Origin of the sequence: Cellulophaga sp. F20128, assembly GCF_023015805.1 — a bacterium.
GTDB lineage: Bacteria > Bacteroidota > Bacteroidia > Flavobacteriales > Flavobacteriaceae > Cellulophaga.
In genome coordinates, this window is the sequence record NZ_JALKBA010000001.1 from 113,584 (window position 1) to 137,743 (window position 24,160).

Sequence of the window (24,160 nt, forward strand, 5' to 3'; positions counted from 1 at the left end):
AATTATATGTTTCTTCCCTGTGATATTGAAATTAAAAAAATTTTATTCTTGACGCTCTAAAAACTCTTTGGCAATATAACTGTAAGTGTTGTGCTCTGAATTGGCGAACACTTTTATGGTATTGTGTATTTGAGTATGATGGGTTTTAATTGCCCCCAAATAAACCTTAAGTTGATTTTTGGTCATGATAGACAACTCCTCACTTAGGGTTTCTAACACCTGAATAGGAACCTCGTTCAACTGTTTAAGCAACAAGCTCCTTGTATTTACGTCAACTTCAGAAAAACTATTCCAAAACTCATATTGCAATTCTGATGTACGCCAAAAAGTAAAAGGCATTCTTTTTATAATCAGAGAGCGCACCAATGGAATTGAATTTTTATACACAGCGCTAATTCGTTTAAAATGATTAGTATACTGCTCTAAACTCAACCTTTCCAAAGCATAAAGCTGATATTCTGTATTGTCCTCATACAACATTGCAACACGCAAGGCTGTACTCTCCATTGAAGCTGTATGTGTTTTAATTTTTTCTTTCACCCCACTATTATGTACCAAATGCCAAGCCACATAGCAAGAATACAAAGCGCCAAGCACAACAGATTCTTTAACCTCTGTAATTGTTGCGCCAGATAAGGCATCGATTCCTTCTAGTTGCAGTTGTTTGGGAGATGTCACCAACTCATCAATGGTTCTGTTTTTTAAAATTGAATTATTATCTAACAGTAATTGATGCAATTTTAGATAATCTTCTGGTAAAAATTCGTCATGATCATGTTTTGTAAGGGGACGATTTTCATCGGTATCAAAACCAGCATAATCCCCTAAAAGGGTCCAATACAACGTAATATTCATTAACTTACAATCCCCATCAGCACAAACCGGGGTGGTTATTTGGGCACTATATAAAACAGGAGTATTGTTATTTGATAGCACAAACAATTGTTGCCGCCCTACCGTATCAGTCTCAATAAAAATAGGCAAATGTCCCTTGCTTAACTTAGTATTCGGCTCCCATCCTAAATCATAAAACGCAGGTTTTTTAACCAAGGTAGAATCCTTTTTTACTTTTAAATTGGGTAGGGCACATTGCATTAAAAAAGAAATAAAAACCAGAAAAATGATTCTAATTACAATTTTCATTTCTTGGTATTTTGTATAAGTCTATTCTTCTGAGATGCTATTAAATCCATATACTCCTTCAAATAATTTGTGTATATTTCTCTAGGGTTTACCTTGTGCTTTTTACATAATGCTGCAGCAAAACCAACAGCTGCTCCCATTTGCCCCGTTGTACGCATTACTCTAGGTCCGCCCAATCCAATATGAGAGCAACTAAAATTCCGCCCCGCCATAAATAGATTGGAAATATTTTTGGAATACAGGCTTCTATAGGGGATATAATACTCTGGAGTTTTATAAAATAACGCTTCAGACATAAAATCAGGATGCTGTTCATCGGTTAATACTTTTTGATAATGCACATCAATTTCTCGAGTTTCTATAACTACAGCATCCGGAAACTTCCTTTCATCAACAACATCTTTAAAGGTAAATATATGATCCCCAATTAACCTTCTAGATTCTCTTTTCCCCACTAGGTAAGAAACCCAATCTAAGGTTAAACTATCATTTTTAACGAGTTGCTTTGCATTGGCAAAAGACCCATAAATAGCCTTTAACATATGATCTCGTATTTCTTCTGCGTCCTCAATTTGACTTAAATCATTCCTGCTAAATTCCCAATACCATTCGCCATTTATGGCTGTATGGTTTTTTGCTACCGTCATTGCCCAGGGAACATTTGGGAAATTTTGTTTTTGATTTGCTTTTTTAGATTGCCACAGTACAGAAGATCCCATCACGGCATCATCAGCTTCTTTAGGACTCCACAATTCGCCCCACTTATCCCATTCTTCACCATAAGTATCCTTACTTTCCCTGCCATAAGAAAACTCGGCTCCAGCCCAATACCCTATCCAACCATCTCCAGTAGCATCTACAAACAAAGGAGCTCCAAACCTCAATCTTTCCCCAGTAGCTGTCTGCCTTGCATCTACAAACCGAATAACATCACTATACGCTTTAGCATCATAAGCCCTCCAGTTTAAAAACAAGTCAATATTACTAAAGCTCTTAACATTTTTATCTCTTTTTTCTTGATCTAGTTTTGCTTTTGAAGAACCATTTGGGTAATGTTCAGTATCTAGCATTTTTAAAATGCGTTCAAAATGCCCATAAATTCCTAAGGTATGCACTCTTATTTCACTACTTGCATTACCTCCCAAAACAGGCCTATCATGAATTAAAGCCACGCTAAGGTTTTGCTCGGCAGCTGCTATAGCCGCTGCACAACCAGCTATTCCCCCACCAACCACAACCAAATCATAATATTTAGTAATTTCTGGAATATTTGTTTCGGCAGTAACCGTTTTGCGCCAGGTCGCTATTTTTTCCAATGCAGAAGGTGGTGCTTTATCCGACATTGAAAAATACACTGCATCACACCTACCATTAAACCCGGTTTCATCTAATAGTTCTAATTGAGTAGGCTTGTTTGCTACCAAAGCTAACTCTCCTACATATTCCCAACCCCAGCCCGAGCGTAATCCTAAAGACTTCTCGAATAATTTATCATTTACCTTTAGCTTAAACTTTCCTGGGGCATCCCATTCTCCCGGAGACCAGTTCATAGTACGTACCCAAATATGATATTTTCCTTTTTTTGTAAAATTCACCTTAGTTCTAGCATTCTTCACAACTTTACCCATACCGTGTGCCATAAGATATGGAGAACCCATTTGCTCCACAAACTGAGGGTCTACAACCCAACCTCCCGGATCATCAAAACTTTCTGCTTCTACAAGAAGCTCTTGAGCATTGGTATTTAAGGTTACTATTCCGAAGAACACAAGTGTTAAAAATAATTTCATACTACTATCTATTTATACGTAAACCCATGACGGCCATACCATCTTAATCTGATTTTAAAGTTACTGTTTTTTCATTGTATCCCCTCATTAAATACACAATGCGTTTTATTAAGTTTTTGTTCATGCTACATATTGAGCATCTACACCCAAAGTTTTACCAAAATCCTACAAATTTTAAGCACCTCAAAACACTAACCCTTAGTGCTGTCACTGTAAAAACACTATTGTAGATGCCCTTACGATGGCAACTTCCTTCTTCCTACCCAACTCCTAACACTTCACAAACATATTGAATATGAAATACTAAAGTATTAACCATCAATCTTAAACCCTTTCTAAATTTCACTAAATTTCATTGCATATTGAACACAATACATCTATTTTTATAGCTTCATATTTATTTGAAATAAATTAAACTGTGATACGATATCTTTCAATTAGAGCTACAAAAATTTTCCTATTATCTACTTTTTCATTCTTTTTGTTTTTAAAAACAAATGGACAATCAGCATCAGACAAACCCAATATAGTATGGCTCGTTTCTGAAGATAATTCTACGCATTATTTACAATTATACCAGGAAGGAGGCGCTGAGTTACCACATATTGAAGCCCTGGCTAAAAAAGGCGTTGTTTTTAATAATGCCTTCTCTAATGCGCCCGTTTGTTCGGTGGCTAGAAGTACTATTATTTCTGGATGCTACGCTCCCAGAATTGGTGCACAATACCACAGGAAAACTAAATTAGCCCCACTACCAACAGGTTTAAAAATGTTTCCGCATTACCTAAGAACTGCAGGGTATTATACTACCAATAACGCCAAAGAAGATTATAACCTCATTAAATCGGATGATGTTTGGGATGATTCGTCAAGAAAAGCAAGCTACAAGAATAGAACCGCCGGACAACCCTTCTTTCATGTTCAAAATTTTGGAGTAACACATGAGGGATCACTTCATTTTCCTGAAAGCCAAATCGTAGACCAACCAGAACAGAACGTTTTTCCTTTTCATCCAAATACACCGACTTTTAGATTTACAAATTCCGTTTACCTAGAGAAACACAAGGCATTGGACGAACAAATAGGAGCATTTTTAAAGGAGCTTGAGAAAAATGGAGAACTGGATAATACCATTATTTTTTATTATGGTGATCACGGCGGTGTATTGCCTAGAAGTAAAGGTTATTTATATGAAACCGGCCTACATGTACCCATGGTTGCTTACGCACCGGAAAAATGGAAGCATTTGCTTCCATTTAAAACAGGAACAAGAACAGATACGTTTGTTGAGTTTATAGATCTAGGCCCAACAGTTTTGCATTTGGCTGGCATACCTATTCCCGAGGAAATGGACGGCAGACCTTTCCTTGGAAAGGGAATTACATTGGCCAATTTAGAGAATAAAAATACTGCCTTTGGTTATGCAGATCGGTTTGATGAAAAATACGATTTGGTCCGTTCGCTACGGAAATTAAAATACAAGTACATCCGAAATTATCAACCATTTAATATTGATGGGTTGTTTAATTTTTACCGTTATAAAATGGCGGCTTACAAAGAGTGGGAAGATTTATTCAAAGCGGGGTCCCTAAACCAAATTCAACAACAATTTTTTAGGAAACGTGACGCCGAAGCATTATATGACCTTGAAAACGATCCGTATGAAACTCATAATTTAGCCAATAAATCTGAGTACCAATACGTATTACAAGACCTTAGAGCAAGTCTAAAACAAAAGGTTATTGCCATGCCCGATCTAAGCTTTTATCCAGAATCCTATTTTTTAGAAGAAGGGCTTTCCAATCCGGTTCTATTTGGGCAAAACAACAAAGAAAACATTGCAGATTTGGTAGCTATTGCCGATTTAGAATATTTACCATTTTCTAAAGCTAAATCAAAAATTAACGAGGCTTTAAAATCTACTGATCCTTGGAAAAGGTATTGGGGACTTATAGTATGTACCTCATTTGGACAAAAAGCGCAAACTTTTTACAGGAAAGCGCATAAAATAGCTGCTCTAGACAACAATGGTTTGGTACGGATGCGGGCTGCAGAATTTTTAGCATTAAGCGGTCAACATGTTCCAAAAGCACTGTTCATAGATATTCTTAAAAATGCCACCTCAGAAGCGGAAGCGAACTTAATGCTCAATTCCGTTGCCTTAATCAAAACAATGCTTCCTGAATTTGAACTCAATATTCCAAAATCACTTTTTAACCAAGAGTGGGTTGCCAAAGAAGGAGACGTTCTACTTAGACGAATAAATTTTATAAATGAAAACTAATTATTAATACCACTTATGAAAAAAACAAGAAACATTCCCTTCGTATTTTTAGCGATTTTTACCCTACTTATATCAGGATGCAAGGAAAAGAATAAAGAAAATACAGCCACAAGCTCTGCAGAAGAAACCAAAAAACCGAATATCATATTCATCTATGCCGATGATTTAGGTTATGGAGAATTGGGGGCTTATGGCGCCACCGAGCTTAAAACTCCTAACATGGATATTTTAGCCAATGGCGGCGTAAAATTCACCAATGGCTATGCGTCATCAGCTACCTGTACCCCCAGTAGATTTGCCCTTTTAACAGGCATGTATCCTTGGCGAAATAGCAAAGCGCATATCCTTCCAGGAACAGCACCTTTAATAATAGATACCGCACAATTAACAGTTCCTAGTATGCTCCAAAAACAAGGGTATTTCACGGGTATTGTTGGCAAATGGCATTTAGGCTTAGGGAACGGAAATGTAGATTGGAACCAAACTATTGCTCCAGGACCCAATGAAGTTGGTTTTGATTACAGCAATATTATGGCAGCTACCCAAGACCGTGTGCCTACTGTATACATTGAAAATGGCGCGGTAGTTGGTCTAGACCCGAACGACCCAATTGAAATAAGTTATAAGAAAAATTTTGAGGGAGAACCTACAGGCAAAGAGAATCCTGAACTTTTAAAAATGAAATGGCATCACGGCCATAACAATAGTATTGTAAATGGCATACCTAGAATTGGATTTATGAAAGGTGGCGAAAAAGCCAAATGGGTAGATGAAGACATGGCTGATTACTTTTTAAAGGAAGCACAGCAATATGTATCTGAACATAAGAACAAACCTTTCTTCTTGTACTACGCATTACAGCAACCCCATGTACCAAGAACACCACACCCTCGTTTTGTAGGTGCATCGGGTATGGGACCAAGAGGAGACGTTATTGTTGAGGCAGATTGGTGTATTGGTGAATTGCTTAAAACATTGGAGAAAGAAGGAATATTAGAAAATACCCTAATTGTATTTTCTAGTGATAATGGCCCTGTTCTAAATGACGGGTATTATGATGATGCTGTTGAAAAAATAGGAAACCACAAGCCCGCTGGAAAACTGAGGGGTGGAAAATACAGTTTGTTTGAAGCAGGTGCAAGAGTTCCTTTTATCACCTATTGGAAAGGACAGATTCAACCTAAAACTTCAGACGCACTCGTTTCACAAATAGACCTACTAACTTCTATAGCTGCACTGGTTGGAAGTAAGGATCAAGGTCCAGACAGTCATAACCTTTTGGATGTTTTTATGGGTAAAAGTGATAACGGAAGAAAAGAACTCGTTATTGAAGCTACCTCAAGGACGGCATTCCGCAGCGGAGATTGGGCATATATTCCTCCACATAAAGGAAATGCTTTAATTAAATCTGTGAATATTGAAATAGGAAATGACATAGAACCGCAACTTTATAATTTAAAAGAAGACCTTGAACAACAACATAATTTAGCAACAGAAAACCCTGAAAAATTGAAAGAACTTTCAGACGCTTTTGAAAAAATAAGAGGAATTAAAGAGGCTAAATAAAAGCTAGTATACAAATTTCACAAACCACATGGTCTGATGCATTCTTAGACAGCTTAAAAAACTGTTGTTATTTATAAAAAATAAGATGTAAAACCACCCAATTTTGTGGTTTGTGAAATTCTATACACCACCTAGTCTTGAATGGTACAGACTACATAGTTTATTCTTCCTTTTTACTAACCATCCAAGTAGTACTGCTGTTATGCTTACCTTCAACGACTATCTTATAAAAGTCTGATGGTAATTCGCTTACATTTATCTTTACTTTTTCACTGCCTAATTTGGATTTTGCCAGAAGCAAATAGTTGTCTTTTTCACCTTCAGCAAAAGTATTTGTTGTACTCACCCATATTTTTACCTTACCATTTTTATCCAAAGCTGTCCATGTTATATCTAAGGATGCTTTGTTGCGTACAGCCTTTGCATTGGTCACCGAAACTTTTCCAGTTATTGGTGTACCGTCTATTTCCCACAATTGGGCTTTAGTAGGCTTTATATTTAAGGACCGCAACATTGTTGGTAGTATATCTACAATTGCCGGTTGGCTTTCTTTAAAATACTGATTCAAATTTACTGCATTGGTAACCATCCAAGTAAGTCGTTCTCTATCTGTTTGCCCGCCATGCCCTTGCCCGGTATCTCCATTTCTACCATGGTCGGTAGTAATGTAAATTTCCCAATCTTCATTGTGATTTTTCATTCTAAATTGCAAGGCACTCCACAACCTTCCAATTTGGTCATCCATCAATCTAATGGCACCATAAAACTGTTCACTATCCCCAAATTGGTGCCCCATATCATCTGTATATTCCAAATACACCCAGGATACATCTGGACTTTCGGCTTTAATATATCTAGTGGCTTCGTTGGTCACATGTTCATCAATCCTACGAATATAATCTCTATCGGTTCCGTGTGGAAAATTGATGGTATCGAGTTCAAAGCCATCAAAAGAATAATTCAATTGATGGCTTCCTGTTGCTAACATGCCCTCCCCTACCAACTTGGTCCTATTGTCTAGCCAAGTAGAAAAAACAGCCGTTTTTAGTTTGGGTTTATACTTTTGCACATATCTAAAAATGGTCCAATACTTATAATTAGGATTTTTAATGCCATTCCCCCAGACATTATGCTTGTTCGCCCAGGTACCTGTTAACAAACTATTATACCCAACAGCAGAAATAGTAGGTGTTTGCGAAAACCCTCCTTTTTCTCCACCAACATAGGCTCTTGTATAACCCCCGAATCTTGCAATTGTATCCAAATTAGGGGTTTCTATTTTCTCCAAAACATCTGCAGAAATTCCATCAACAATAACAAAGAGTATTTTTTTATTTTTTTGTTGTGAAAAGACAAAACTGCTTACTAATAGTAAGGTGTAAACGAGTATTGAATTCTTTTTTATCATCTGTTAAATCGTATAAAAACTATTTAATTTCAAAAGTTGTAATCACCATTCCGTGATCTGATGGATACATAATTTCCTTGCCGTTAATAATAAAGGGTTCGTTAAAAAATACTTTATAAGAAGTAGATGCTACGGCCTTTATTTTAGGGCTCTTATAAAAGATATAATCGATTCTATGGGCATCGGGCTCCCCTTTAGAATGCCAAGTTATCCCAGGGTGTTTCAGGGGTTTTGGGTTTACAAACCTATAACTATCGGTTAAACCAATACCTTCTAACACCTTTGTGGTATACCACGGTACTACCAACCCATTGTGTATGTCTTTGGTACTTTCTCCCCAATCTAAGTGCGAAGGAGCATTCATATCTCCGCCAAAAATCATCGGAATAGAATCGGCTTCCGCTGCATAGGTTTTAATATAAGGCAACACTTTCTGAATCATTTCATATTTGGCTCCTGTTTTTTCCCATGCTAAAAGCTCTTCCACTGACTTCCCCATTTTTTCTGGTTCTGCATGCCAAGGTGCATAATGAAACCAATTTGAAAAAAATCGCATCTTTTGATCGTGAACCAGAATTTCTCTCCCTCCCAAGAAAAAAGGAAAGTCCGTATCTATCCGTTCCCCAAAAGGAAACCTTGAAATAATGGATAAGTTCACCCCTTTATCATCCAAAGCTGTGCCTTTTTGCGCTACCAAATGAAAATTATACCCCAGAGCGTCTGCGATGTTCTTACCCGAGCCATAGGTTTCTACCATTAAAATAATATCTGGATTTAGTTCTTTTAGGATCTGAATGGCATTTTCCTGTCCGTTCTCAATATCGTTGGCTCCGTGAAAAATATTCCAAGCCAAAACTTTAAAGCTTTTGGTTTCCTTTTTTTCTGCACAGCTAGTAATAGTTGCAACAAGCAAAACTAAAAATAATGTTCTTTTCATTTTTAAAAAGTTTCTGAAAAATTGGTCTGCTTTTCATAATTATTGTACATTATTTCCCTTAAAAAGGACCTAAGGCTTATGAACCCTAAAGTTGATGAATATTTAAGTAAAGTCAAAATTTGGCCTAAAGAATTAACCCTCTTAAGAAGCATTATTCTAGACTGCGGCCTAACCGAAGAATTGAAATGGGGCCAACCCTGCTACACTTATAATAACAGCAATGTTGTGTTATTAGCAACCTTTAAAAATTATTGCGCCCTAAGTTTTATTAAAGGAGCCCTGTTAAAAGACCCCAAAGAATTCCTTGAAAAACCGGGAGAACATACCCAATCGGCTCGACTCCTAAAATTCACCACATCAGGAGAAATAATTCGGTTAAAACCAATTATAATAGCCTATATTCAAGAAGCCATAGCCATTGAAAAATCGGGTTTAAAAGTAGCTTTTAAAGACAATACAACGCTGCAACTTGTTGAAGAACTGCAAAGCAAATTAAAGCAAAATCCGACCCTAAAAATAGCTTTTAATAGCTTAACACCAGGAAGACAACGGGCCTACAATCTCTATTTTTTAGCGGCCAAACAATCCAAAACACGTGTGGCTCGGATAGAAAAATATGAATCACGAATCTTAGATGGGAAAGGCATACACGATTGCACTTGCGGACACTCTAAAAAAATGCCAAATTGTGATGGTTCGCATAAGTATCTTTAACACCCACTGCCTACAAGCGTAGTTTACTAAAAATGAAAGAAACAGATCTTTTCTATAACAGCAAAGAAGAACCAAACAAAAGTTGTTTGCTAAGCTTACGTGCCATTATTCTACATCAGGATATGGCCATCACAGAAACAAAAAAATACGGAATGCCTTGTTTTTCATTCAAGAAAAAAATGTTTTGCTATTTGTGGGTCGATAAAAAAACAAAGGAACCCTATATTCTTTTTGTAGAAGGGCAACACCTTTCCCACCCAAAGCTAGAGGTTGGCACGCGTGCCAGAATGAAAATATTCCGGATAAACCCAACCAAAGATCTTCCACAACAAACTATTGCATTGCTAGTGCATCAGGCCTTAGATCTATATCGCAACGGAACAATACCCCTCAAATAAAATTAAAACCACTAACTTTATCCTTTTAAAGTCATTCTATGAAAAACCTAAAATTTCTAGCGATTACCCTACTGCTTTTTGTGATCGCTGAAAACGCTATTGCTCAAGTAGCCCTTTTACCAGACACCCTAGTATCTTACAAACAAATAGGCGACACCGATTTAAAACTTCATATTTTTTATCCAACCAAAACAATTGGTAAAAAACCAACAGCCGCTATCGTTTTTTTCTTTGGAGGTGGTTGGTCTGGTGGTCATCCCAGACAATTTTACCAACAAGCCAAATATTTAGCAAGTAGAGGCATCCTGGCCATTAGTGCCGAATATAGAATAAAAAGCATACATGGCACTTCGCCCTTTAAATGTGTTGAAGATGGTAAGTCTGCTATTCGTTGGGTACGAGCTCACGCCAAGGAACTAAATATAGACCCAAACAAAATTGTAGCCAGTGGTGGTTCTGCAGGCGGACATATTGCAGTCTGCACTGCGCTTATTACAAACAATGAAAGTACTGCCGAAGACTTAACCATAAGTTCTATACCCAATGCTGTTGTAGCTTATAATCCAGTTTTAGATACCACAGACAAAGGGTATGGCAACGAAAAACTAAAAGGACGAGAGACCGAAATTTCGCCTACCCATCAAGTTAAAAAAAATAGCCCACCCATGTTAATATTTCACGGTACGGCAGACACCACGGTTCCCTTTGAGAATGCAGAACGTTTTACAAGCTTAATGAAAGCCAATGGAAATGACTGCAAATTGATTGCTTTTAAGGGCGAAGGGCATGGGTTTTTTAATGGGAGTTACTTTAGAAAGAATAGTAGTGATAAAAATTTCAACGCAACTATGTTTGACACCGATGTGTTTCTTAAAAAATTGGGATATCTCAAAGGAAAACCTACTTTGTCTAAATAGTAGGCTTTTGGAGTTTTAATTTTAAAAAAAAGACATAAAAAAACCCTCCTGTAAAAGGAAGGTTTTTTTTGTACTCGAGGTGGGAATCGAACCCACACTCCGAAGAACTGGATTTTGAATCCAGCGCGTCTACCAGTTCCGCCACTCGAGCATTCCGTAAGGGTTTGCAAAAATAAAATAAATTTCTAGTTATTCGCAAAAAATAAGAACAAATATTCTTTAGCATGAATAAATAAATATTTAAATTTGCACCTCCTTACAAAAAGGCTATTAAAATCCTGATAACGACCTAGATAGAAAACAACAACATGACCACACCTTACTTTGTTCCTGATCCTAAAATTTTTGCCTGTACACAGAGTACTGTTTTGGCCGAAAAAATTGCCAAAGCATTCGGCAGTAAATTAGGTATCGTAAAGTTTTCGAGGTATAGTGATGGTGAGTTTCAGCCTTCTTTTGAAGAGTCGGTTCGTGGGGCTAGAGTATTTATCATAGGATCAACAAATCCTAGTTCGGAAAATTTAATGGAAATGTTGTTAATGTTAGATGCTGCTAAAAGAGCATCTGCTAGACATATCACTGCTGTTATGCCTTATTTTGGTTGGGCAAGGCAAGACAGAAAAGACAAACCTAGAGTCCCTATTGCTGCTAAACTAGTAGCTAAAATGCTGGAAACAGCAGGTGCTACTCGAATTATAACAATGGATTTGCACGCCGATCAAATTCAAGGTTTTTTTGAAAAACCTGTGGATCATTTGTTTGCTTCTACTTTGTTTTTACCTTATTTAAAGAGCTTAAATCTAGATAATTTAACCATTGCCTCCCCTGATATGGGTGGTTCTAAAAGAGCTTATGCCTATTCTAAGGCTTTAAATTGTGATGTTGTTATTTGCTACAAGCAAAGAGAAAAAGCCAATATTATTTCACATATGGAACTTATAGGTAATGTAGAAGGTAAAAATGTTGTTCTTGTAGATGATATGGTAGACACTGCAGGAACCCTAACAAAAGCAGCAGATTTAATGATGAAAAGAGGTGCTCTTAGCGTTAGAGCAATTACCACACACGCCTTATTATCGGGTGATGCTTATGAAAAAATAGAAAAATCACAATTGCTAGAGCTTATTGTAACAGATTCAATTCCGTTAAAAAAAGAAAGTTCTAAAATAAGAGTGCTAGATTCTGCCGAATTATTTGCGGATGTTATGACTAGAGTACATAACAATACTTCTATAAGTTCAAAATTTTTAATGTAACGCATCGTTAAAGAATAAGAAATAGAATTTTAATATTAATTAAATATATATAATGAAGTCAATTACAATTACAGGATCACAAAGAGAAAGCGTGGGCAAGAAAGCAACAAAAGCCTTACGTAATGCTGGACTGGTTCCTTGCGTGTTATACGGAGGAGACAAGCCACTACACTTTTCAGCGCCAGAACTAGCGTTCAAACACTTAGTGTACACTCCAAACGCACACACCGTTGTGATCGATTTGGAAAATGGAGAAAAATTGAATGCTGTTATACAGGACATTCAGTTTCACCCAGTATCAGATAGAATTATTCACATAGATTTTTATCAGTTGTTTGATGACAAATTGGTAACTATGGATATTCCAGTTCGTTTAACAGGTAGTTCTCCTGGAGTTAGAAACGGTGGTAGATTATTGTTTAGAAAAAGAAAACTTACAATTAAAGCATTACCTGCTAATTTGCCAGATTTCTTTGATGTAGACATATCAAAATTAAAAATTGGTGCTAACATCGCGGTTTCATCTTTATTAAATGATGATTTTACTATTTTACACCCAGATACTACAGTAGTGGTACAAGTGAAATCTTCACGTAACATTGTTGCAGAAGAGGACGAGGAAGAAGGTGAAGAAGGTGCTGAAGAAGCTCCGGCTGCTGACGCTGCTGAGTAACCCTTTGCAAAAACAAAACAAAGCATCCTGTCTTGGAAATTCACCAAGTTTCAGGATGCTTTTGTATTTTTAGCCTTTATTACGTACCATGATACTACAATTAATTAAATCACTTTTTGAGACAAAAACCTCATCCTATTTAGAAGAAACAGATATAATGAAAAAGTTTTTAGTAGTTGGCTTAGGAAACATAGGCTCAGAATATTCCGAAACTCGCCATAATATTGGTTTTAAAATTTTAGATGGCTTTGCAAAAAGCGAGTCCTTACTTTTTGAACCCCAAAAATTAGGGGCCGTAACTAGTTTTAAAATAAAAGGACGGACTATCTTGTTTTTAAAACCTTCCACCTATATGAATTTAAGTGGTAAGGCCATCCGCTACTGGCTAGAAAAAGAAAAGATACCCTTAGAAAATTTATTAGTTATTACAGACGACATAAACCTGCCATTTGGCACTATTCGCGTTAAAACAAAAGGGAGTGATGGTGGACATAATGGTTTAAAAGACACCCAAAACACTTTACAAACCACCACTTACAATAGATACCGCTTTGGTGTGGGAGCCGATTTTGGAAAAGGCAGACAGGTAGATTATGTTTTAGGGGAATGGAATGAGGAAGAAAGAGACAAACTTCCAGAACGTTTAAATAAATCCGTAGACCTTATTAAATCCTTTGTTCTAGCAGGCATCAAAGACACGATGAATGTTTTTAACAATACCTAATTAGCGTACCTTAAATTCGTAAATCCCAGAATCCGAAGAGTTCCCAGCTACATCCGTAGCAATTACCTTCCAATAGTAAATAGTAGCAGCTGTTACAGAAACCATAGTTTCAGTATTTTCTGGACTATTGGTCGCCACCAATACCGTGGGTGGCGTTGTATTAGAAAAATACACTTTAAATTCAAGTAAGTCATCTTCTACATCGGCACCTGACCATTCCAATTTAATTTCATTGTTTAAATCCTTAAAGACGGTTTGCCCAGATTTAGGCGCTAATAATTCTGAAGGAAAAGGAGGATATGTAGTTTCTACCCCTGCATTATAAAATTTCCAAATAGTACTTGCGGCAGTTTCTGAAAGCTCATCACTTTTAGAGGTTACAAACCAAGAATAGGCCAATCCTTTATCTAAAGCAACTTTTAACGAAGTTTGCCCCGTTATGAGGGTTTGGGTAAGATTTGTACTAAGATTAGTCACCTTAAGCTCATAAAAGTCTGTTCTACTAGACGCATCCCACTTAAACTCCACTTCACTTTTATCCGTATTTGCAACATCTACTCCTGTTGTACATTCCGAGTTTTGCAAAGGATAAACCAATTGCGCTGCCTTAGGTGGTTTGGGTGATTTTTTACAACCTACAAACAAAACAACACAGCATAAAATCAGTAATTTTTTCATTTCTTAATTAATTTGGTTGCTCCTATAATTTCAGTTCCTTCAAAGTACACAATATACATTCCTTTAGCAAGACCAGACAATTCCATAGTTATTTTTCCATTGGCCACACTGTAGTTCTTTTGCTGTATTAGACTCCCACCAAAGGTATAAATAGCAACCTTAACACTCCCTGAAACAGGTCCAACATAAGCCGTGGTAAAATCAGCCACTGGGTTCGGAGAAATTACAGGTTTACTAGACACAAAAAAGCGTTCTTCATACACACCTTGACATTCCAGGGACGTATATATTTTTAGCGTATTCAATCCGTTTTTAAGCTTTAATTGATGACTACCTATTTCGGTTTGCTCCAATACACCATTCAATTCTATGGAATACAATCTTGCACCACTAAGCTCAACTTCTACCTGTCTACCGTCTATACTCAGGGTAGAAAAAACATTTAAATCATCAGGTTCTGTGATCACTACATCTACACAATAAGGCTCATACGTTATACTACCATTGCTTCCTGTAATACAGATGGTATGCACCCCTGCTTCTAAGTTTGAAAGTGATATAGCATCTGTAAAGTTCGTTGGCTGACCTTCTGAAATACGTACAGCATAATTCATAGGTGTTACTGCTTCAATAAGCACTTCTCCATTATTGGCAATACTACAAGATTCACTCTTTACCACTATCGAAAAATTATCCGGCGCATACCTATAGATGGCACACCCATTTAAATTTACAGAAGCACCCTGAGGTGTTCCCAAGCACAAATCATCCCCATCATCAAAAATGCCGTCGTTATCTGCATCGGGTCTGAAACTACCAGCAACACAGATGTTCAAAGCAAAATCTATCACCTGTCCCCCATCAGATGATGCACCATCTTTTACCTCTAAAATCCAATCACCCAAAAGAGACTCCCCGTTTAACGAAGCCAGAGAACCTAATGGCTTTACTGTACCATTTATGGCTGCTCCACCTCCTGCGCCACATTCAAAATTATCTGCAGCATCATCAAAAACTGCGTTTATATCTTGGTAATCACCACATGAATTTGATGTTAACACTACTCTAGTTCCCTGAGGGGATATTAAACTAATGGTTAAATCTGCCAAAAACGAATGTGTTAAATTAAGGGTCACGTTTACATCAGAAATAGGCAAATCATCTAGAAAAGTAATTTTAGACAACACGGTAGGTGTACCGATGTTTGAAATTTCTTGTGGCAAGTCTTCTGTACCCTTATCCATACAACTCACCAAGGCCGTTGTAAAACTAAAGGCTGGCCCAAAAACCCCTTCTCCGCACTCATTCTTAGGTTTCACACGCCAATAATACAGCGTTTCAGGCTGCAAATCTATAGGATTATAGGACGTAAATAATGTAGTGGCCGTTTCTACTATAGTAGCAAAGGCATTGTCCGTAGCAATCTCCACATCATAGGACGTATAATTGTCATTTTGTCCCCAAAATAAGGGTCCGCCCATATCAACTTCAGTTGCAGCATTCAAAGGCAATAACAATACTACATCATTATAATCCGTATTATTTATAGTTAAATTCACGGTAACAGGAGTGGTGTTATTTTGTGAGGCAGACAATATTGTTAAGGCATAGTTTCCGTCTGCTACCGCCGCTGTATTAGAAAATTCAATTGTAAGATTCGTGTTATTTACTGTGGCCGTATTTGAAGAAAATGTTACTCCTAAATTAGCCGGAGCACCGTTAACGCTAAAGGTTGATGTTTCCGTAAATCCATTGTTTGTTTTATAGACAAAAGGAACCACCAAATCTGCCGGTTGGCAAACCGTATGTTCCAAGGCAGCAAACTGAAGCTCTACATTGGCATTGGTTACCGTAAAATTGGTAGAATTTACAGCGTAAAACACATTGTTACTCGCCTTAACCTTTATTCTTGCTGTAGCGGTTGCAACGCTAGGTATTTGAACCATTTGAGCTCCATCATTGGGAACATCTTCGGCCAGTAATCTAGTAAAAGTTAAGCCCGCATCTGTAGACAAATAAATAGATACGGTTTGGGCATTTACCGGTGCAATATGTGTATTGGCCACATCCCACGTCACTTGCTGACTTGAACCCGATTGGTAGCTTACATTTGTAGCTTGTGAGGTAACAACAAAAGGACCCGCCGCATTCACAACGCGTACATGCATAGTCTCTGAAGCCACTTGTCCGCCACCTACCACATTATCCCTTACTGTAAATGCAAAATTAAGATCGCGTTCAACATTAGAAACTGTCTCCCAACTAGAACCCTCAGGCGGATTAATCTGGGTTAAATTCCCTTGTAAAACACGTTCCAACTCAGGGAAATAACGCTCTGGACTAGTGGTAGGTTTCAGGGATCTAAAATTAGCGCCACTTGGATTCTCCGGACCAAAATTTGCTCTTGTAACTACACCATCATCCAGTTGCTCCCAAGTGTAGGTAAGCACATCTAGAGCATCTATATCTGTTGCTTCTCCATTTAGTACAAATGCAGTTGCTTTAGGGATCACATAATTAGCCAAAGGAGACACCAAAGGTGGATTGTTCGTAATAGGGGTAGGTACGCCACAGCTTGCGCTTTGAATATACTCCGCTATTTGAAAAATACTGTAGTAATGAAAATAATCGTCCCCATTCATTGCAACATTATTTCCATCCGTAATCCCTGCATATCCCATAATTGTAGAACCACTACCAGGCTCTGCTTGCACAAAAGTACCTTCAGATTCAAAAGACCATGTATGATTTGCCCCAAATTGATGACCTATTTCATGTGCAACATAATCCATATCAAACAATTCACCTTCTGGCACACTACTCGAGGAATAAGCCCTACCCTTCCAATTATCATTACATACGGTCCCTACAGAACCCGCGTTTCCCCCATTAGGACCTTGATGAAATAGATGGCCCACATCATAATTTTCCGAACCAATTACCGTTGTAAACGTATTTTGAGCCTCTGTATTTAAACTTCCGGTATACGGATCTGAAGCTGCATCTGTATAAATTACTTGATCTGTAGTTGCTATTAATTCTAATCGTATACCCAAATCAACTTCAAAAACTTCATTTACCCGTGTCAATGTCGCATTGATTGCCGCCAAAGCATCTGCTTTGGAACCTCCGTGGTAGTTGGTATACTCCCCAGAAGCTGAAATTGCCAGGCGGTAGGTTCGCAACATTTGATCGTCTACTAATTTTGAGGCTTTAGAGCCTACTGTTTTTTCTAAAATTGATTGGGTTTCACATAGAAAATCATTTTTCACATCTTTTGCATCCCGAGAATACACCACATAAACTCCTTTATTGGTTTCGGCCAACTGCATAAAAGTGGATTTTTTTTGATCTCCATGAACCACCATACTCTGCAGCCCTTTGTGCGACATACTAAACCGTATTCGATCTTCCCGGTTTGAAACCCCATAGCCAATATAAGATTTTATCCCTGGGTATTTCGCGGCCAGTTTTGGAGCAAAAACAGCATGCTCCTGTACAGTAAATGCCTCTAATTGGCCATCTACAGTAGGGAAATATACGATTCGTGAACCTTTGTTCTGTGTGCTTTCTTCTAATTTATTTAAAAAAAGAACCTCATCCAAAACAAAGGATTTTGCCTTGTTTACATCCAAATCCTGCACTGAATTAGCAACTGTTGTAGGCTGCAAGGTTCCTGATTTCCAATAATTATCTTGGGTAAAGCCGTAAAAGCTCCCAAATAATATGGTAATTGAAAAAACAAGACGTAGTTTTGTAATCATACAAAGCAATTTATAGACTAAAAATAGTCTTTTTATTATTTTATACCGTGGTAACAGTCCAAAGCATTTCCAAATTCGATAAAAATCAATCCTCCGTTATTACCATTGGCACTTTTGACGGTGTGCACATTGGACATAAAAAGATACTTGAACGTCTCATAAATAATGCCAAGCTTCTTGAAATAAATGCAACCGTACTTACTTTTTTTCCACATCCAAGAATGGTTTTGCAGCAAGATAGTAATATAAAATTATTAAATACGATAGAGGAAAAGGTAAAGATTCTAGAAAAAACAGGACTCGATTATCTTATCATTCACCCATTTACCAAGGAATTTTCACGATTAAGTGCTATTGAATTTGTTCGTGATGTATTGGTAAATAAATTAAAAATAAAAAGTATAATTATTGGGTATGACCATAGGTTTGGCAGAAACCGAAACGCCGACATTAATGACCTAAGAAACTTTGGGTTCACTTTTGATTTTAAGGTTGAAGAAATTACTGCACAAGAAATTGATGATGTATCGGTAAGCTCCACGAAAATCAGAAAAGCCTTAGAATCTGGGAAAATTGGCACTGCCAATAAGTACCTAGGTTACGCGTATATGCTTACAGGAGTTGTAAAAAAAGGTAAGGGCTTGGGCAGGCAATTAAATTTCCCGACCGCCAATCTTTATATTGAAGAAAGTTATAAACTCATTCCAAAAAACGGAGTCTATATTGTAAAATCGAGACTTGGTTCAAAAATCGTATTTGGCATGATGAATATTGGGTTTAACCCCACTGTAAATGGCACTGAACAAAGTATAGAGATACATTTCCTTAATTTTGAAGCCAATCTATACGGCCAAAAAATTCAAGTAGACATCCTAGAGCGTATCAGAGACGAGCAAAAATTTAACTCGGTTGATGATTTAAAAATTCAACTCACCAAAGATCAAGAGATTGCTACAGGCATCATATCTAAATTATGAATGCCTTTCTTTTTCAAAAAATAGACAATGCCGGACTAATCCTTTTCCGTATTTTTTTTGGAATTTTAATTAGCTTAGAGTGCTATGGTGCACTCCTAACCGGGTGGGTTAAAAGAAATCTTGTCGATCCTAAATTTACCTTTACTTTCATTGGTTTTGAATGGCTGTCTGTTTTTACAGGTAGTGGAATGTATGCCTATTTTTTTTGCATGGGTACTTTGGGAATTCTCATCGCTTTAGGCTACAAATACAGAGTTGCGATCTTCGCCTTTACGCTTCTGTGGGCCGGAGCCTACCTGATGCAAAAAACAGCATACAACAACCACTATTATTTACTGCTTTTAATTGCCAGTATACTCTGTTTCTTTCCAGCTAATGCAGCATATTCTTTGGATGCTAAATACAATCCAAAACTTAGAAGCAATACCATGTACGCTTACTTTAAATGGATTATCGTACTTCAATTATGTATCGTTTACACCTTTGCTTCCGTAGCCAAGCTTTATGCAGATTGGCTAGATTATGGATTTATAAAAATACTCATGCAGGACAAGGCAGGTTACCCATTAATTGGCGGACTATTACAAGAACCATGGGTACATCAACTAATCGCTATTTTTGGTATTGTTTTTGACTTCCTAATAATCCCTGCCCTACTTTGGAAACCTACCCGTAAAATAGCCTTTTTAATCGCTATATTTTTTCATCTGTTTAACTCCATCGTATTTCAAATAGGCATTTTCCCCTATTTAGCCCTTGCCTTTACGGTCTTCTTTTTTGAGCCTCAAACCCTACGTAAAATATTCTTTAAAAAAGCTTTAAATTATCCTACAATTAACCCCAAGGAACCAAAATTAAAAAAAGTGATCTATACGCTATGGACTGTATATTTCCTCTTTCAAATAGGGTTGCCTCTTCGTCATCATTTTATTAAAGATGCTGTGGTATGGACCGAAGAGGGACATAGGCTGAGTTGGCGTATGATGCTCCGTACGCGCGGTGGCACTATTAATTTCACTACGATAAACAAAACAACGAAAGAAAAAAAACAGATAAACCTGGCCGATTATCTCACCAACAAACAACAGAGAAAAGTTAGCTCTTATCCCGATTTTATATGGCAGTTTGCCCAGCATTTAAAACAAGAAGCTTTGGCTAAAAATGAAGAAATTTCAGTTTTTGTGCGCTCTAGCGTTAGTATAAATGGGAAAGCTTTTGCTCCTTTTATAGACCCTACGGTAGATTTGGCTAAGGAGGAATGGCATCATTTTAAACACCATTCGTGGATTCTCCCGAGTGGCTATTAGCAGCCGCTTTCTTTTTTATACCTAAAATCTTTTCTTCGGATTAAAATAGACTTTAGACATGCAATCTTTCTAACTTTCAACATTTAATCCTAAATTTGCCACCAAATAAAAAACAATGCTACAGCTTCAAGCTATTCGTGAACAAAAAGAAGAGATCATAATCGCCCTAAAAAAGCGAAATATCGACGCAGCTCCTTTGCTAAACAGCGTTATTTCATTTGATGAAAAACGCCGAGAAGCACAAACCAAATTAGATAATACCCTTGCCGAAAGCAACAAACTATCTAAAGAAATTGGGCAGCTTTTTAAATCCGGAAAAGCGCAAGAAGCTACGGCATTAAAAGAACGTACTGTTGTTTTAAAAGAAGAGGTAAAGGTGCTGCAAGAAGAATTAAATACCGCTGCAGATGAATTACAATCTTTACTGTATCAAATTCCGAACGTACCGCATGCTAGCGTTCCTGCAGGAAGTACAGAAGACGATAATGAAGAAATTTTTAAGGAGGGCGACATTCCTAAATTGATAGATAACGCCTTACCCCATTGGGAGCTTGCTAAAAAATATGATATTATAGATTTTGAGTTAGGTGTTAAAATTGCCGGTGCCGGTTTTCCTGTATACAAAGGAAAAGGTGCTCGGCTACAACGGGCCCTCATCTCTTATTTCCTTGACAAAAATACAGCAGCTGGCTATACTGAAATTCAAGTTCCCCATTTGGTTAATGAGGTTTCTGGTTATGGCACTGGGCAATTACCCGACAAAGAAGGGCAAATGTATCATATAACTGCAGATGACTTATACTTAATACCCACCGCAGAAGTTCCAGTTACTAATATTTTCAGGGATACTATTGTAAATGAAAAAGATTTTCCCATCTGTTATACAGGTTATACCCCTTGCTTTAGAAGAGAAGCAGGAAGTTATGGAGCACACGTTCGCGGGTTAAACAGATTGCATCAGTTTGATAAGGTCGAAATTGTACGCGTAGAACACCCTAACAATTCTTTTGCTGCCCTAGACGGTATGGTAGAACACATTAAAACCATCTTAAGAGAGCTTAAGCTACCCTATCGTATATTACGTCTTTGCGGAGGTGACCTTGGGTTTACTGCAGCGCTAACATTTGATTTTGAAGTGTTTTCTACGGCACAAGACCGATGGTTAGAAATTAGCTCAGTTTCTAATTTTGAAACCTACCAAGCCAACAGGCTAAAATTACGTTTTAAAGATGAAAATGGAAAAAGTCAATTTGCCCATACTTTAAACGGTAGTTCTTTAGCATTACCGCGAGTTTTGGCTGGGATATTAGAAAATTATCAAACTGAAGATGGGATTAAAATACCAGAGGTATTAATTCCGTATTGTGGGTTTGACACCATAGATTAAAGTGGTTTTATAAACAACTATCCATATTCTTGGTATCTTTACGGAAAATTAAATTTCTTGAAGTTATTTGTATTTGTTTTGGTCTTTTGTTTTGCGCAATGTATAACTGCGCAAAATAGTTTTTTGGCCAAACAATATTTTGATGATGGGGATTTTGAAAAAGCGGTTGTTTTCTACGAAAAACTAGTGGAAGAAAACCCCAGACGTACAGATTATTATACGAACCTCATAAGCTGTTACCAGCAACTAGAGCGCTATGATGCCGCAGAGAGTCTAATTGCGATGAAGTTACAAGAACTTAATGCACATCCGGTTTATTATATAGAATTAGGTCATAATTACACCTTACAAGGCAAGGATGCTGAAGCTACTAAAAACTATGAAATTGCTTATGAATCTGTATTAAAAAATCCAAATAATGGATATGGTATAGGCTATCGCTTTCAAGGATATTCGCTTTTAGACTACGCTTCAAAAACTTATATCAAAGCCATGGAATTAAATCCGAAATTTGATTTTAATTTTCAATTGGCGCGTATTTATGGGGAACAAGGAGCCATTGAAAAAATGTTTAGTAGCTACTTAGCCCTGGTAGGCCAAGACAAAGACGAACTAGCTGCAGTGATCCGTAGCATCGATGATTTTATTTCTTCCGATGCCGAAGATGAAAACAATATTAAATTTAAAAGAGCCGTTTTAAAACAGGCCCAGAATAATCCAGATGTAATTTGGAATGAATTATTGAGTTGGTTATTTATAGAGCAAAAGCAGTACAACAGTGCCTTTAATCAAGAAAAAGCAATTTACAAAAGGTCTGAAGAGGGCAACTTAAAACGGTTGAATATCTTGGGAAACATTGCGTTAAAAGAAGGTGAGAAAGATACCGCAAAAGATATTTTTAGCTATATAGTTGATAACAGTATTGAAAATAACACTACACTAAATGCCCAACTACATATCATTGCAATTGATTTAGAATTGTCTGATGATAAGCAATTAGATGACGCTCAGAAATCGTACGAATCCTTACTAGAAACCTACGGCTATAAATCGAGCAGCTTGCTACTACTTACCTCCTACGCCAATTTTTTAACTTTTAAGAAAGAAACCCCTACCCAAGCCATAGCTATTCTTAAAAAAGCCTTAGAGCTGCCCTTAAATAAATACAGTAAAGCATATGTGAAAATGGCTTTGGGAGACATATTGGTATACCATAAAAAATTCAATGAGGCTTTAATCTATTTTACCCAAATTCAGAAAGAATTAAAAAATGATGTTTTAGGCCAAAACGCAAGGTATAAGGTAGCACAAGCTAGTTTTTACAAAGGCGATTTTGATTGGGCCCTGAATCAATTAAAAGTATTGCGCAGTTCCACTTCGCAACTCATAGCCAATGACGCTATGCAATTAAGCCTATTAATATCAGACAATTCACTTCAGGATTCTACACAAACCGCTCTAAAAAAATATGCCACTGCAGATTTATTGGCATACCAAAACAAAACCAGAGAAGCCATTACGGTTTTAGATGATATTCTAATAAACCACAAAGGAGAAAAAATTGAAGATGAAGCCCTTTTAAAGCAGGGACAATTATTAGAAAAATTAAAAAAATATGAAGAAGCTGAATTTAATTACCTGAAAATAGTTGAATTTTACGGGAACGATATCTTGGCCGATGATGCCCATTACGCTTTGGGGGAAATGTATCGCAATGTGTTTGATAACATTGAAAAAGCAAAATATCATTACGAGAAAATAATATACAGTTATCAAGACAGTTACTATTTTCCAACGGCTCGAAAAGAATTTAGAAAACTAAGAGGGGACATCATTAATTAAATAGCAGATGCTCTAATATAGAGGCATTTTAAAACAATAAAACTTAAAAAGAAAAAATGTATATATATAATGTAACCGTAAACATTGAAGAAGCTGTTCATTTAGACTGGTTAAATTGGATGAAAGAAACTCATATACCAGCTATGTTGGCTACAGGGAAGTTTACCAAGGCCAAGTTATGCAAAGTCTTGGTTGAAGAAGAAATGGGAGGTGTTACCTATTCGGCACAGTATGAAACACCAAACAAAGAAACCTTAGAGGTCTACTACAGTGAAGATGCAGACCGCTTACATCAAGAGATCAATGAAAAATTCGCGGGTAAATTTGTAACATTTAGAACCGAACTAGAAGTGATAGGTGAGGCTGTATTAACACCTTCAAACAAGAAGTAAGAG

Annotated in this window: 19 protein-coding genes and 1 tRNA gene; 13 read left to right on the forward strand and 7 right to left on the reverse strand. The window is 37.1% G+C overall.

Annotation, left to right across the window (positions count from 1 at the left end):
- Nucleotides 1-42: 42 nt before the first annotated feature.
- Nucleotides 43-1,143: a hypothetical protein gene (locus tag MWU65_RS00485; RefSeq protein ID WP_247074729.1), complete on the reverse strand. Its 1,101-nt coding sequence runs from the start codon at nucleotides 1,141-1,143 to the stop codon at nucleotides 43-45.
- Nucleotides 1,140-2,933 (reverse strand): FAD-dependent oxidoreductase, encoded by a 1,794-nt coding sequence (locus MWU65_RS00490; protein ID WP_247074731.1) that lies wholly within the window; start codon nucleotides 2,931-2,933, stop codon nucleotides 1,140-1,142. Before MWU65_RS00490 ends, MWU65_RS00485 begins: the two co-directional genes overlap by 4 nt.
- A gap of 418 nt (nucleotides 2,934-3,351) precedes the next feature.
- Between MWU65_RS00490 and MWU65_RS00495 the strand changes: the two genes are divergently transcribed.
- Nucleotides 3,352-5,217 carry a sulfatase gene (locus tag MWU65_RS00495; protein WP_247074733.1) on the forward strand — a complete coding sequence of 622 codons (1,866 nt, stop codon included), beginning with the start codon at nucleotides 3,352-3,354 and terminating at the stop codon, nucleotides 5,215-5,217.
- 15 nt (nucleotides 5,218-5,232) lie between these two features.
- A complete protein-coding gene (locus MWU65_RS00500) occupies nucleotides 5,233-6,783 on the forward strand; it encodes an arylsulfatase (protein WP_247074735.1) in 1,551 nt (516 codons plus the stop codon).
- 160 nt (nucleotides 6,784-6,943) lie between these two features.
- Here the strand turns inward: MWU65_RS00500 and MWU65_RS00505 are convergent, their stop codons facing one another.
- The gene (locus MWU65_RS00505; RefSeq protein ID WP_247074738.1) at nucleotides 6,944-8,191 is read right to left on the reverse strand and encodes an alkaline phosphatase family protein; all 1,248 of its coding nucleotides are present in this window, start codon (nucleotides 8,189-8,191) and stop codon (nucleotides 6,944-6,946) included.
- Between the two features lie 19 nt (nucleotides 8,192-8,210).
- Nucleotides 8,211-9,128 carry an endonuclease/exonuclease/phosphatase family protein gene (locus MWU65_RS00510; protein ID WP_247074739.1) on the reverse strand — a complete coding sequence of 306 codons (918 nt, stop codon included), beginning with the start codon at nucleotides 9,126-9,128 and terminating at the stop codon, nucleotides 8,211-8,213.
- 78 nt (nucleotides 9,129-9,206) lie between these two features.
- Between MWU65_RS00510 and MWU65_RS00515 the strand changes: the two genes are divergently transcribed.
- The 3 genes from MWU65_RS00515 to MWU65_RS00525 are packed head-to-tail and all read left to right on the forward strand — an operon-like array spanning nucleotide 9,207 to nucleotide 11,157.
- Nucleotides 9,207-9,842 carry a DUF1801 domain-containing protein gene (locus MWU65_RS00515; protein ID WP_247074741.1) on the forward strand — a complete coding sequence of 212 codons (636 nt, stop codon included), beginning with the start codon at nucleotides 9,207-9,209 and terminating at the stop codon, nucleotides 9,840-9,842.
- A gap of 32 nt (nucleotides 9,843-9,874) precedes the next feature.
- The gene (locus MWU65_RS00520) at nucleotides 9,875-10,240 is read left to right on the forward strand and encodes a DUF1801 domain-containing protein (protein WP_247074742.1); all 366 of its coding nucleotides are present in this window, start codon (nucleotides 9,875-9,877) and stop codon (nucleotides 10,238-10,240) included.
- A 38-nt stretch (nucleotides 10,241-10,278) separates the two neighbouring features.
- Complete coding sequence (locus MWU65_RS00525; protein WP_247074745.1) at nucleotides 10,279-11,157, forward strand: alpha/beta hydrolase fold domain-containing protein; 879 nt, start codon at nucleotides 10,279-10,281, stop codon at nucleotides 11,155-11,157.
- 71 nt (nucleotides 11,158-11,228) lie between these two features.
- On the opposite strand, the gene MWU65_RS00530 is transcribed toward MWU65_RS00525, so the two are convergent.
- Nucleotides 11,229-11,308: transfer RNA gene (locus MWU65_RS00530), tRNA-Leu, on the reverse strand.
- A 157-nt stretch (nucleotides 11,309-11,465) separates the two neighbouring features.
- Between MWU65_RS00530 and MWU65_RS00535 the strand changes: the two genes are divergently transcribed.
- The 3 genes from MWU65_RS00535 (at nucleotide 11,466) to pth (ending at nucleotide 13,810) form a co-directional block, all read left to right on the forward strand.
- A complete protein-coding gene (locus MWU65_RS00535; RefSeq protein ID WP_247074747.1) occupies nucleotides 11,466-12,413 on the forward strand; it encodes a ribose-phosphate pyrophosphokinase in 948 nt (315 codons plus the stop codon).
- A gap of 52 nt (nucleotides 12,414-12,465) precedes the next feature.
- Nucleotides 12,466-13,086, forward strand: a complete 621-nt coding sequence (locus MWU65_RS00540; RefSeq protein WP_247074749.1) for a 50S ribosomal protein L25/general stress protein Ctc — start codon at nucleotides 12,466-12,468, stop codon at nucleotides 13,084-13,086.
- Nucleotides 13,087-13,174: 88 nt separating this feature from the next.
- Nucleotides 13,175-13,810 (forward strand): aminoacyl-tRNA hydrolase, encoded by a 636-nt coding sequence (gene pth / locus MWU65_RS00545; protein WP_247074752.1) that lies wholly within the window; start codon nucleotides 13,175-13,177, stop codon nucleotides 13,808-13,810.
- Here the strand turns inward: pth and MWU65_RS00550 are convergent, their stop codons facing one another.
- Together MWU65_RS00550 and MWU65_RS00555 are read right to left on the reverse strand one after the other, a co-directional pair.
- A complete protein-coding gene (locus MWU65_RS00550) occupies nucleotides 13,811-14,488 on the reverse strand; it encodes a hypothetical protein (RefSeq protein ID WP_247074753.1) in 678 nt (225 codons plus the stop codon). It lies immediately after the preceding gene.
- On the reverse strand, nucleotides 14,485-18,252 hold the full coding sequence (locus MWU65_RS00555) for a reprolysin-like metallopeptidase (protein ID WP_247074754.1): 3,768 nt from the start codon (nucleotides 18,250-18,252) through the stop codon (nucleotides 14,485-14,487). The genes MWU65_RS00550 and MWU65_RS00555 overlap by 4 nt, the downstream gene beginning before the upstream one ends.
- A 47-nt stretch (nucleotides 18,253-18,299) precedes the next feature.
- On the opposite strand from MWU65_RS00555, the gene MWU65_RS00560 reads away from it, so the two are divergent.
- The 5 genes from MWU65_RS00560 (at nucleotide 18,300) to MWU65_RS00580 (ending at nucleotide 24,157) form a co-directional block, all read left to right on the forward strand.
- Nucleotides 18,300-19,229 (forward strand): bifunctional riboflavin kinase/FAD synthetase, encoded by a 930-nt coding sequence (locus tag MWU65_RS00560; protein ID WP_247074755.1) that lies wholly within the window; start codon nucleotides 18,300-18,302, stop codon nucleotides 19,227-19,229.
- Entirely contained in the window at nucleotides 19,226-20,536 is a 1,311-nt protein-coding gene (locus tag MWU65_RS00565; RefSeq protein WP_247074757.1) for an HTTM domain-containing protein, read from the forward strand. The genes MWU65_RS00560 and MWU65_RS00565 overlap by 4 nt, the downstream gene beginning before the upstream one ends.
- Before the next feature lie 115 nt (nucleotides 20,537-20,651).
- Nucleotides 20,652-21,923 carry a serine--tRNA ligase gene (serS, locus tag MWU65_RS00570; protein ID WP_247074763.1) on the forward strand — a complete coding sequence of 424 codons (1,272 nt, stop codon included), beginning with the start codon at nucleotides 20,652-20,654 and terminating at the stop codon, nucleotides 21,921-21,923.
- Between the two features lie 123 nt (nucleotides 21,924-22,046).
- On the forward strand, nucleotides 22,047-23,765 hold the full coding sequence (locus MWU65_RS00575) for a tetratricopeptide repeat protein (RefSeq protein WP_348646010.1): 1,719 nt from the start codon (nucleotides 22,047-22,049) through the stop codon (nucleotides 23,763-23,765).
- A 56-nt stretch (nucleotides 23,766-23,821) separates the two neighbouring features.
- The gene (locus MWU65_RS00580; protein WP_247074767.1) at nucleotides 23,822-24,157 is read left to right on the forward strand and encodes a DUF4286 family protein; all 336 of its coding nucleotides are present in this window, start codon (nucleotides 23,822-23,824) and stop codon (nucleotides 24,155-24,157) included.
- The last annotated feature ends 3 nt before the right edge of the window (nucleotides 24,158-24,160 follow it).